Below are 11,006 nucleotides of genomic sequence, written 5' to 3'. Positions count from 1 at the left end.
CGTCCAGCTCGGGAGCGGCCCCGGCGGCGACCTCGGGCACCAGCAGCGGCGGACACGGGCAGACGGCGGCGGCGATCAGCATGATCGTCAGCCTAGCCGTGCGCTCAGTCGCAGCCGCAGCCCGCGGCGGGCGCGGCCGGCAGCGGCGGCGGGGCGCCCACCGTCGGCAGGCCCAGCATCACACCCGCGGGCTTCTTCTCCCCGGCCGCGTTCCGCCGCTCCCAGGCGTCGCCGGCGCGGGTGCGCCGCACACCCCGGGCCGGGCCCTCGGCCAGCAGATGGTGCGGGGCGGCGTAGGTGATGTCGACGGTGACGACGTCGCCGGGGCGCACCGGCTCCTGGGGACGCGCGAAGTGCACCAGGCGGTTGTCGGCGGCGCGGCCGGACAGCCGCCGCGTGGCGTCGTCCTTACGGCCTTCGCCCTCGGCGACCAGCACCTCCAGCGTGCGGCCGACCTGCTTCTTGTTCTCCTCCCAGGAGATCTCCTCCTGGAGGGCGACCAGCCGCTCGTAGCGCTCCTGGACGACCGCCTTGGGCACCTGCCCGTCCATCTCGGCGGCGGGCGTCCCGGGCCGCTTGGAGTACTGGAAGGTGAACGCCTGGGCGAAGCGCGCCTCGCGCACCACGTGCAGCGTCTGCTCGAAGTCCTCCTCCGTCTCACCGGGGAAGCCGACGATGATGTCGGTCGAGATGGCGGCGTCCGGCATCGCGGCGCGCACCTTCTCGATGATGCCGAGGTAGCGCTCCTGCCGGTACGAGCGGCGCATCGCCTTGAGCACGGTGTCCGAACCGGACTGCAACGGCATGTGCAACTGCGGCATCACGTTCTCCGTCTCCGCCATGGCGGAGATGACGTCGTCGGTGAAGTCGCGCGGATGCGGCGAGGTGAACCGGACCCGCTCCAGGCCCTCGACCTTCCCGCAGGCGCGCAGCAGCTTGCTGAACGCCTCGCGGTCGCCGATGTCGGAGCCGTACGCGTTCACGTTCTGGCCGAGCAGGGTGATCTCGGTGACGCCCTCGGCGACCAGGGTCTCCACCTCGGCGAGGATGTCGCCGGGGCGGCGGTCCTTCTCCTTGCCGCGCAGCGCCGGGACGATGCAGAAGGTGCAGGTGTTGTTGCAGCCGACCGAGATGGAGACCCACGCGGCGTACGCGGACTCGCGCCGCGTCGGAAGGGTGGAGGGGAAGGCTTCCAGGGACTCGGCGATCTCGACCTGGGCTTCCTCCTGGACCCGGGCGCGCTCCAGCAGCACCGGCAGACTGCCGATGTTGTGGGTTCCGAAGACCACATCGACCCAGGGGGCCTTCTTGACGATGGTGTCGCGGTCCTTCTGGGCCAGACAGCCGCCGACGGCGATCTGCATGCCCGGCCGCCGCGCCTTGATCGGTGCGAGCCGGCCGAGGTTGCCGTAGAGGCGGTTGTCGGCGTTCTCCCGCACCGCGCAGGTGTTGAAGACGACGATGTCGGCCTCGCCCTCACCGGTGCCGTCCGGTGCACGGACGAAGCCCGCCTCTTCCAGCAGGCCCGAGAGCCGCTCGGAGTCGTGGACATTCATCTGGCACCCGTAGGTGCGGATCTCGTAGCTCTTGGTCGCTTGAACGTCCACTGCCGGGCTCCGGTCGCTGCTGATGGTCACGCATCAAGGGTAGGCGCTCACAGAAGCCCCCCTGCCTGGCGGTGGGCCGGACCCCCCTCGGCACACTGTGTTCCATGACACGGAACAGCTCCCAGGGCAATATGCTCGACAAGGCAGTGGCGATTCTCGGCTGCTTCCGGCCCGACGGCGGCGCGTTCCGTCTCACGGAACTGTCCGCACGTACGGGACTGGCCAAGACCACCGTATTCCGGCTCTGCGCCGATCTGGTCCGGCTCGGTCTGCTCGAACGCGACGCCGAGACCTATCGGCTCGGCGGCGCCCTGTTCGAGCTGGGCTCGCTCGTCCCGCGCCGACGCGACCTCAGGGAGGCCGCGCTGCCGTTTCTCCAGGACCTCTTCGAGGCCACCCACGAGACCGTGCACCTCGGCGTGCGCGAGGGCCGCGAGGTGGTCTATGTCGAGCGCATCCACGGCCACGACGCCCTGCGGCTGCCGTCCCGCATCGGCGGCCGACTGCCCCTGACCTGCACCGGCGTCGGCAAGGCGCTTCTGGCGTTCTCGGGCTCCGAGCTGGTCGAGGACGTCCTGGCCGCGGCTCTGCCGCGACTCACCCCCCACTCGATCACCGATCCGGACCGGCTGCGCACGGCCATCGAGCAGGCCCAGGTCGCGGGTCTGGCCTATGAGGAGGAAGAGGCGGCTTCGGGGGTTAGCTGTATCGCGGCTCCCGTCTTCGACGGTCCTACGGCGGTGGCGGCGCTGTCGGTGGCCGTACCCCGCAGCCGCTTCCGGCCCGCGCAGCTCGCACCGGCGGTCCGGACCGCGGCCCTGGGGCTGTCGAGGGCCCTGCGGTCCGGCACATGACCGGGTGCCCGGCGGTCCGGCACATGACCGGGTGCCCGGCGGGATCCGCGGCTCGCCCCTCCCCTCCCGGGAGCGGGGCTGGCAGGATCCTCGCCATGGCCGTCACCCTTCCGCGCCTGGACCGGCGCCGTGCCCTTCAGTCCGCCGCCGCGGGCCTCGTCGCCCTGGGGCTGCTGCTGTGGTGGCTGCTGGCGGTGGGCGGCGGCCCCTCCCCCAGTGGTCGGGTGACCTTCGCGACCGGGGTCTCCACCGGGGTCTACGACACCTATGGCCGGATGCTCGAGCGGGACCTCGCCCGGGACCTCCCCGACGTCGATGTGCGGCTGGAACGGACCAGGGGGTCCCCGGACAACGTCCAACGGCTGGCCCGGGGCGGGGCCACCTTCGCCATCGCCGCCACCGACGCCGTCGCCGCCTACCAGGGGGAGGGCGCCGGGCGGCTGCGGGCCTGCGCCCGGCTGTACGACGACTACATGCAACTCGTCGTGCCGAGGGGCTCGTCCGTGCGATCAGCCCGCGACCTGAAGCATCTGCGGGTGGGCGTGGGCGACGACGGCTCGGGCGTACAGCTCATCACCCGGGCGCTGATGAAGGCCGCCGGGCTGGACTTCAATCGGGACATCCGGGCCGAGCGGGTCGGTATCGACGCCATGCCGAGGCTGCTGCGGCAGGGCAAGCTCGACGCCTTCTTCTGGTCGGGCGGGCTGCCGACCACCGCGGTGCGCACCCTGGCCCACGCCTACCCGATCCGGCTCGTCCAGCTCGGCGACCTCACCGGCCCGCTGCACCGGCAGGGCGGGGTGACGCGCTACTACCGGGCGGCCACCGTGCCCGCCGACGCGTACGAGGAGATACGCAGGCCGGAACCGGTCAAGACGATCGCCGTACCGAACCTCCTGGTCACCACGGACCGGGTGGACCCCGATCTGGCGGAGGGCGTCACCCGCACGGTGATAGAGAACCGGGACCGCATCGGGGCGAAGGTCCACGCCGCCCAGAAGGTGGACCTGCGGACCGCCGTCTTCACCGATCCGCTCGCCCTCCACAAGGGCGCGGCGCGCTATTACCGGTCGGTCAAGCCGTAGCCGGGCTACGTCCGAGGTCGGCCCAAACGGCCGAAGCCCCGCGGGAAGGTCCGGCAGGATCCTCACCGGCGTGACCCTCTCGCCGCACGTCCTTACGGTCTTCGACGCGTCCTTACGGTCTTCACGTTCTCACCGGGCCCGGCCCCTTCACCTGCTCACTCGGCCCGGTGCGCGGGACAGTAATGGTCACGCGCAGCCCGCGGGGCTCGTTGGGGGCGTAGTCGATCGTGCCCCCGCCCGCCGCGAGCAGAGCGCGGGTGATGGACAGGCCCAGGCCCGAGCCCGAGATGTTCTGGTGGCGGCTGCTGCGCCAGAAGCGGTCGCCGACCCGGGCGAGTTCGTCCTCGGTGAGGCCCGGGCCACCGTCGGCGACGACGATCGCGACGGTGTCGCCGTCCGTGCGCGCCGAGACCTCCACATGCGCCCCCTCGGGCGTGAACTTCAGGGCGTTGTCGACGACGGCGTCCAGCGCGCTGGACAGGGCCACCGGGTCGGCCCAGCCGGTGATGGCCGCGGGGCCGGTATAGGCGAGCCCGACCTCCCCCCGCTCGGCCACCAGAAGCCAGGCGTCCACCCGGTCGGCGGCCAGCTCCGCGATATCGGTGAGCCGCAGATCGGCGGCGGAGTGCTCGGCCAGGGCGAGGTCGAGCAGATCGTCCAGAACGCTGGCCAGGCGCTTGCCCTCCGCGCGCACCGAGGCGATCTCCTCATGGCCGTCCGGTAGTTCCAGCGCCAGCAGCTCGATGCGCAGCAGCAGCGCGGAGAGCGGATTGCGCAACTGGTGGGAGGCGTCAGCGACGAACGCCCGCTGCTGCTCCAGGACTTGTTCGACGTTGTCGGCCATCTCGTTGAACGAGCGGGCGAGCCGCCGCAGTTCCGGGGGCCCCGAGGCGGCCGCGACACGTGACTGCATCCGCCCGGTCGAGATGTCGTGGGTCGCGGTGTCCAGGACGCGCACGGGCCGCAGCACCCATCCGGTCAGCCGGACGGCGGCCCCCACGGCCAGCAGCATCGCGGCGCCTTCGCCCGCGCCGATGACCAGCCAGCCGTGCAGGGTCCGCGACCGCATCTGGCCGGTGGGCGAGTCGGTGACGACGACGGCCACCACGTCCCCGTCGCGCACGACGGGGGAGGCGACGGTGAGCCTGCCCCGCTGCCAGGGCCACACCTGGGGCGGATCGTGGCTGCGGCGCCCGGCGAGGGCCTCGTCGAAGGCCCGGGCGCTCTCGCCCGTGTCCGGCAGCCGCCAGTGGCCGGGCGCCTCGGCCATGGGCGGGGCGTCCCGGTCCCGGTAGAAGACCCCGGCCCGGATGCCGTACAGGTCGTGGTAGCGCTTCAGCTCGGCGCGCAGGGTGTCCAGCCGCTCGTCCCCCTCGGCGCCGGCCGCTCCCGTCGGCCCGGCGGTGACGAACTGGGCGAGCGCGGCGAACCGCGCGGTGTCGTCGATCCGGTCGACGACCACCCGCTGCTGCTCCCGGGCGGCCACGCTCCCGGCGAGCGGGAAGCCGAGCGCGAGCAGCACGCCCGCCATGAGGACGATGAGAAGCGGGAGAAGTCGGGTGCGCACCGTAAGGAGCCCCGGTCGCTCAGCCGGCCGGGGTGACGAGGCGGTAGCCCACCCCGCGCACCGTCTCGATCAGGGCGGGCATCCGCAGTTTGGAGCGCAGGGAGGCGACATGGACCTCCAGGGTGCGTCCGGTCCCCTCCCAACTGGTGCGCCAGACCTCGCTGATGATCTGCTCCCGGCGGAAGACGACACCGGGGCGCTGCGCGAGCAGCGCGAGCAGATCGAACTCCTTACGGGTGAGCGAGACGGTCGTGCCGTTGACCGAGACCTGGCGGGTGGGCAGTTCGATGGTCACCGGGCCGAGCCGCAGCGGCGGATGGGGGCCGTCCAGGCCCTCGTCGGCGCCATGGCCCGGGTCCTTTGCGGCGGTGCGGCGGCTGACGGCGTGGATGCGGGCGAGCAGCTCCATGGTGTCGTACGGCTTGACCACATAGTCGTCGGCGCCGAGGTTGAGCCCGTGTATGCGTGAGCGCACATCAGCGCGCGCGGTCACCATGATCACGGGGGTGGCGGTGCGCTTGCGGATCTTGCCGCACACCTCGAAACCGTCCTGGTCGGGCAGGCCGAGGTCGAGGAGTACGACGCCGAAGGGGGCGCCGGAGTCGGGCAGCAGCGCCTGTAGCGCCTCCTCGCCGCTGCGGGCGTGGGTGACCTCGAAACCGTGCCGGGAGAGGATCGCGGACAGGGCCGCGGCGACGTGGTTGTCGTCCTCGACGAGCAGCAGTCTCACCAGCCCCTCCGCCACCTTCCCGTACCAGCGGAGACGCGCCCTGTACGCGCCCCCGTCACCATGGCTTCGAATACGGCCATGAACATGGCCACAGGGCATCCACTCTGATCGAGGGGCACCCGTCAAGACGCATTCGGTCACACACCGGTTTCCGTTATGCAGCCGGTACAGCCCGCGTCGTCTCGTTCACGCAGCGTGTCATGCCGCAGCCATATCGTTATCCTCAATTTCAGCTCAGATGTAATGACGCTGGTCGCGGCCGCTCACTACTGTCCTCCCAACCGAGGAGGACGGAGCGAGACGCCGATGAGCGAAGTATCGGTGACCAAGGACGCCGCACCGGTGGCGGACGCGTTGGTTGCGCTGTCAGGGGTCAACAAGCACTTCGGCGCGCTGCATGTGCTCCAGGACATCGACCTGACCATCAGCCGGGGCGAAGTGGTCGTCGTCATCGGGCCGTCCGGGTCCGGGAAGTCGACGCTGTGCCGCACGGTCAACCGGCTGGAGACGATCGACGCCGGATCCATCACGATCGACGGCAAGCCGCTGCCCCAGGAGGGCAGGGAGCTCGCCCGGCTGCGCGCCGACGTCGGCATGGTCTTCCAGTCCTTCAACCTCTTCGCGCACAAGACGGTGCTCGAGAACGTGATGCTGGGCCAGGTCAAGGTCCGTAAGACGGACAAGAAGGCCGCCGAGGAGAAGGCCCGCACGCTGCTCGACCGGGTGGGCGTCGGCGCCCAGGCGGACAAGTACCCCGCCCAGCTCTCCGGTGGCCAGCAGCAGCGCGTGGCGATCGCGCGCGCCCTGGCCATGGACCCGAAGGTGATGCTCTTCGACGAGCCGACCTCGGCGCTGGACCCGGAGATGATCAACGAGGTGCTGGAGGTCATGCAGCAGCTCGCCAGGGACGGCATGACGATGGTCGTCGTCACCCACGAGATGGGCTTCGCCCGCTCCGCCGCGAACCGGGTGGTCTTCATGGCCGACGGCCGGATCGTCGAGGAGGCCGAGCCGGAGCAGTTCTTCAGCAACCCCCGCAGCGACCGGGCCAAGGACTTCCTGTCGAAGATCCTTCACCACTGAGTCCACGCCGGCCCGGCAGTCCGCCGGCACGTTTGCCACTGCGTATCTGGACCACTGGACCACGTACTGAACACAGAGGGATGGGCACCATGAGGATTCGTAAGACGGCCGCGGCGGCCACGGTGGTTCTCGCGCTGGCCGCGACGGCGACCGCCTGTGGCGGCGAGAAGGGCACCGCCGGGGACAAGCCGAAGGGCGGCGAGGTCTACAGCGGCGACTACACGGTCGCGAAGGACGTGAAGATCGACTCGCCGACCCTGAAGGCGGCGCAGAAGCGCGGCAAGATCGTCATCGGCGCCAAGGCCGACCAGCCCTTCCTCGGGTTCCAGGACACCGAGGGCAAGCGCTCCGGCTTCGATATCGAGATCGCCAAGATGGTCGCCGCCGACCTCGGCTTCTCCGCGGACAAGATCAGCTTCAAGACGGTGGACTCCAACGTCCGGGAGACCTCGATCTCCAAGGGCCAGGTCGACTACTACGTCGGCACCTACACCATCAACGACGAGCGCAAGAAGCAGGTCGGCTTCGCGGGCCCGTACTACCAGGCCGGTGCCGACCTCCTGGTCCGCATGGAGGACAAGGGCAAGATCACCGGCCCGGACAGCATCAAGGGCAAGAAGGTCTGCTCGATCGTCGGCTCCACCCCGCTCCAGGAGATCAAGAAGCCGAAGTACGGCGCCAAGACCACCGAGCTGAGCAAGTACTCGCTCTGCGTCAAGCAGCTCCTCGACGGCCAGGTCGACGCGGTCACCACCGACGACGCGATCCTCAAGGGTTACGCCGCCCAGCGCTCCACCAAGCTGCACGTGGTCGGCAAGCCGTTCACCGAGGAGCCGTACGGCATCGGCATGAACAAGAACGACAAGGCGCTCCGCGACGCGATCAGCGACTCGCTCGAGAAGCACATCAAGAACGGCGACTACAAGAAGGCGTACGAAGGCACGCTCGGCAAGTCCGGCTCCTCCTACGTCGCCCCGAAGACCCCCCTGCCCCGCTACTGAGCAGGATTCCCCGTTCGCCTGGAAGCCGGTGCGCTCCGCACGCCGCTGACCTGACCGCTACCGCGGAGAATCGATGAACGTACTCCTCGATCATTTGCCCCAGTTCCGTGAGGGGTTCCTGGGAACCCTCTCCATCACGGCGGCCAGTGCGGCGCTGGCTCTCGTCCTGGGCATTGTCATAGCCGGCTTCCGGGTGTCGCCCATACCGCCGCTGCGCGCCTTCGGGACGGCGTGGGTCACCCTGCTGCGCAACACCCCGCTGACCCTGCTGTTCCTGATCGCGTTCTTCGTGATCCCGCAGATCTTCTTCCCCGGAACGAGCCCGTTCGTTCTCGCCATGGGGGCGCTGGGCTGCTACACGTCGTCCTTCGTCTGCGAGGCCGTGCGGTCCGGTATCAACACCGTGCCGCTCGGCCAGGCGGAGGCCGCCCGCAGCCTGGGGATGACCTTCTTCCAGACCCTGCGGCTGATCGTGCTCCCCCAGGCCACCCGGTCCGTGATTCCCCCCATGAGCAGCATCTTCATCGCGCTCACCAAGAACTCGGCCATCGCCGGGGCGTTCAGCAATACCGAGCTGTTCAATGTCTCGAAGCTGCTGAGCGACAAGGGCTTCGCGATCGGCTGGATCTTCCTGTGGATCGCGCTGTGCTACCTGGTCATCACCTTCGCCATCAGCGGTCTCTTCCGACTGCTGGAGAGCCGCCTGGAGGTGGCCCGATGAGCTCGAGCGTCCTGTACGACGCCCCAGGCCCCAAGGCCCGCGTCCGGAACCGCATCTACTCCGTCGTCGGCGGCCTGGCCGTCCTCGGGCTGATCGTCTTCGCCGTGGTGCGGCTGAACGACAAGGGCCAGTTCGCGCCCGAGATGTGGGACATCTTCAACTACGCGGGCGTGCGGAACAGCATCCGCGACGGTGTGGTCACCACCCTGAAGGTGTTCGCGGTCGCGGCGGTCCTCTCACTGGCCCTCGGTGTCCTGCTCGCCGTCGGCCGGCTCTCGGACCACAAGGCCGTCCGCTGGTTCGCGACCGGCTTCATCGAGCTGTTCCGGGCCGTCCCGCTGCTGATCACCATCTACGTGCTGTGGGTGCTCTTCCTGACCTACCGGTCGGACCTGGGGCTCAGCGGTGACAACACCGGCTTCTGGGCGCTGGTCATCGGACTGACCGTCTACAACGGCTCGGTCCAGGCCGAGGTGCTGCGGGCGGGCATCAACTCGGTGCCCAGGGGCCAGGGCGAGGCCGCCTACGCCCTGGGCATGCGCAAGACCCAGGTCATGATGACGGTCCTGGTGCCGCAGGCCGTACGGGCGATGCTGCCGACCATCATCAGCCAGCTCGTGGTGACGCTGAAGGACACCTCCCTCGGCTATGTCATCACCTACCAGGAACTGCTGTTCCAGCTTCAGCAACTGGCCGGGAACATCGTCGTCAACGACGACAACCCCTACGTTCCGGTGATCATCGTCGGCGGCGCCATCTACATCGCGATGTGTCTGGCCCTCTCCGCCCTCGCCACCTGGATCGAGCGGCGCGGCCGGCGCGCCAAGACCGGCATCCGGATCGCGGACGCGGGCCAGCCGCTGGCGGCCGCCGACGTGCTCGACGTCGTCGACCAGTCCGCGGTCGCCGCCCCGGACGCGCCCACCGGCAAGGCGAACTGAGGGGCCGTCCGGGGGCCGGGCGGACGACCGTCCCGGGCGCCGGGCGGACGACCGTCCCAGGCGCTGGGCGGACGACCGTCCGGGGGCCGGGCGGATGAGCGAAACCCTTACCAGGGCGGTGGCGCACGCGCCACCGCCCTTCGTCGCTTGACGCGGGCAGCGGCAGTGGGTTGCATGCTTTCTGTGATCGCTCACCGGGTTTCAACTGCCAATTTCCGTACGTCACGTACGACCCGCAGGGCCACAGGAACCGCACCGTGGACCCGGTGATCGTCGCCGGGGCGGGCCCGGTCGGCCTCACCCTGGCCCTCGCCCTGGCGCGCCTCGAGGTGCCCGTCATCCTGCTGGACGAGTCCACGGGCGGTGAGGAGAGCCGGCTGGCCCGCACCGTCGTGCTGCGCCCGGACGCCGCCGCCCTGCTGGAGCGGCTGGGCTGCCGGGTCACCGCCCGGACGCGGCCATGGACCGGATGGCGCACCATGCGGCGGCGGCAGCTCGTACGGCAGGTGGCCCTCACGCCGGGCAGCCTCTTCGGCGGCGAGCGCGGCGCCGGCGGCTGGGACGGCGGCCTTACGGAGGCCATGGACTCCCCCGGCGCTGACGGGCCGGAGGGCGAGGCGGCACCGGGGCCGACGGCCTCACCGGTGCATCTGCCCCAGCATGAGCTCACCCGGGCGCTGCGGGGCTCGCTGGCCGCCATCGGCGACGAGGACCTCGTCCGCATCGTCTCCGGAAGCCGGATCGACAGCCTGGAGCAGGACGACCACGGGGTCGGGGTGCGCACCCGGGGCGCCCAGGCCACTTGGTGGCGCGGCAGCTATCTGGTGGGCTGCGACGGGCCACGGTCCACCGTCCGCAAGCTCCTGGGCGTGCGCTTCCCGGGCCGTACGGCGGTGGAGCGGCACGCCGTCGCGGCGCTGCGCGCCGAACTCCCCTGGCCCGGCGAGGCCGTGCTGCACCGCTCCCCGCCCTGGCGCAGCATCGACGCGGAGGTGACCGCCCGGCCGCTGCCGCACAGCCTGTGGCGGGTCGACTGGCTGCTGCCGCCCGGCCGCGATCTCGTCACCCCCGATGCCCTGCTGGTGCGGGTGCGCGACACCCTCACGGGGTGGTGCGGGGATTCCGAGCCCCCCTATGAGCTGCTGGACACCGGCGTGCACACCGTGCACCACCGGCTCGCGCTGCGCTGGCGCGTGGGGCGCGCCTTCCTGGCCGGGGACGCCGCCCATCTGCTGGGCGCGCTCGGCACCCAGGGGCTCGAAGAGGGGCTGCGGGACGTCGACAACCTCGCCTGGAAGCTGTCCCTGGCCTGGCACCACGGGGCCTCGGAGGCACTGCTGGACAGCTATCAGGCGGAGCGGCGCGGAGCCGTGGGGGCCCGGCTGCGCGCCGCGGACCAGGCGCTGCCGCTGGTACG

General features: G+C 70.7%; 10 protein-coding genes. 7 read left to right on the top strand and 3 right to left on the bottom strand.

What is annotated here, in order from left to right:
* Positions 1–104: 104 nt before the first annotated feature.
* Complete coding sequence (miaB, locus tag KN815_RS40685; protein ID WP_253209559.1) at positions 105–1,556, bottom strand: tRNA (N6-isopentenyl adenosine(37)-C2)-methylthiotransferase MiaB; 1,452 nt, start codon at positions 1,554–1,556, stop codon at positions 105–107.
* 182 nt (positions 1,557–1,738) lie between these two features.
* Here miaB and KN815_RS40680 point away from each other — a divergent pair, with 182 nt between their 5' ends.
* The gene (locus KN815_RS40680; RefSeq protein ID WP_216346821.1) at positions 1,739–2,461 is read left to right on the top strand and encodes an IclR family transcriptional regulator; all 723 of its coding nucleotides are present in this window, start codon (positions 1,739–1,741) and stop codon (positions 2,459–2,461) included.
* 95 nt (positions 2,462–2,556) lie between these two features.
* Positions 2,557–3,546, top strand: coding sequence for a TAXI family TRAP transporter solute-binding subunit (locus KN815_RS40675; protein WP_216346819.1), 990 nt, complete (start codon positions 2,557–2,559; stop codon positions 3,544–3,546).
* A 121-nt stretch (positions 3,547–3,667) separates the two neighbouring features.
* On the opposite strand, the gene KN815_RS40670 is transcribed toward KN815_RS40675, so the two are convergent.
* On the bottom strand, positions 3,668–5,113 hold the full coding sequence (locus tag KN815_RS40670) for a sensor histidine kinase (protein ID WP_216346818.1): 1,446 nt from the start codon (positions 5,111–5,113) through the stop codon (positions 3,668–3,670).
* Between the two features lie 19 nt (positions 5,114–5,132).
* Positions 5,133–5,843, bottom strand: coding sequence for a response regulator transcription factor (locus KN815_RS40665; RefSeq protein ID WP_216346817.1), 711 nt, complete (start codon positions 5,841–5,843; stop codon positions 5,133–5,135).
* A 306-nt stretch (positions 5,844–6,149) separates the two neighbouring features.
* Between KN815_RS40665 and KN815_RS40660 the strand changes: the two genes are divergently transcribed.
* From KN815_RS40660 to KN815_RS40640, 5 genes are all read left to right on the top strand, one after another.
* Positions 6,150–6,926 carry an amino acid ABC transporter ATP-binding protein gene (locus KN815_RS40660; RefSeq protein ID WP_216346816.1) on the top strand — a complete coding sequence of 259 codons (777 nt, stop codon included), beginning with the start codon at positions 6,150–6,152 and terminating at the stop codon, positions 6,924–6,926.
* An 89-nt stretch (positions 6,927–7,015) separates the two neighbouring features.
* Positions 7,016–7,927, top strand: coding sequence for a glutamate ABC transporter substrate-binding protein (locus tag KN815_RS40655; protein WP_216346815.1), 912 nt, complete (start codon positions 7,016–7,018; stop codon positions 7,925–7,927).
* Between the two features lie 73 nt (positions 7,928–8,000).
* Positions 8,001–8,648 carry an amino acid ABC transporter permease gene (locus KN815_RS40650; RefSeq protein WP_059146744.1) on the top strand — a complete coding sequence of 216 codons (648 nt, stop codon included), beginning with the start codon at positions 8,001–8,003 and terminating at the stop codon, positions 8,646–8,648.
* Positions 8,645–9,589, top strand: a complete 945-nt coding sequence (locus KN815_RS40645; RefSeq protein ID WP_216346814.1) for an amino acid ABC transporter permease — start codon at positions 8,645–8,647, stop codon at positions 9,587–9,589. Before KN815_RS40650 ends, KN815_RS40645 begins: the two co-directional genes overlap by 4 nt.
* 257 nt (positions 9,590–9,846) lie before the next feature.
* On the top strand, positions 9,847–11,006 hold a 1,160-nt coding region (locus tag KN815_RS40640; protein ID WP_216346813.1), incomplete at its 3' end, for an FAD-dependent oxidoreductase.

Source organism: Streptomyces niphimycinicus (assembly GCF_018883605.1).
GTDB lineage: Bacteria > Actinomycetota > Actinomycetes > Streptomycetales > Streptomycetaceae > Streptomyces > Streptomyces niphimycinicus.
The sequence above is the reverse complement of the archived record's forward strand: the minus strand, read 5'-3'. Positions and strand labels throughout refer to the sequence as shown.

Bases quoted from the DNA above. Each gene is read 5' to 3' on its own strand.
- KN815_RS40675 (WP_216346819.1), top strand. From the start codon at position 2,557: ATGGCCGTCACCCTTCCGCGCCTGGACCGGCGCCGTGCCCTTCAGTCC.
- KN815_RS40680 (WP_216346821.1), top strand. From the start codon at position 1,739: ATGCTCGACAAGGCAGTGGCGATTCTCGGCTGCTTCCGGCCCGACGGC.
- KN815_RS40650 (WP_059146744.1), top strand. From the start codon at position 8,001: ATGAACGTACTCCTCGATCATTTGCCCCAGTTCCGTGAGGGGTTCCTG.
- KN815_RS40655 (WP_216346815.1), top strand. From the start codon at position 7,016: ATGAGGATTCGTAAGACGGCCGCGGCGGCCACGGTGGTTCTCGCGCTG.
- KN815_RS40660 (WP_216346816.1), top strand. From the start codon at position 6,150: ATGAGCGAAGTATCGGTGACCAAGGACGCCGCACCGGTGGCGGACGCG.
- KN815_RS40645 (WP_216346814.1), top strand. From the start codon at position 8,645: ATGAGCTCGAGCGTCCTGTACGACGCCCCAGGCCCCAAGGCCCGCGTC.
- miaB (WP_253209559.1), bottom strand. From the start codon at position 1,556: ATGAATGTCCACGACTCCGAGCGGCTCTCGGGCCTGCTGGAAGAGGCG.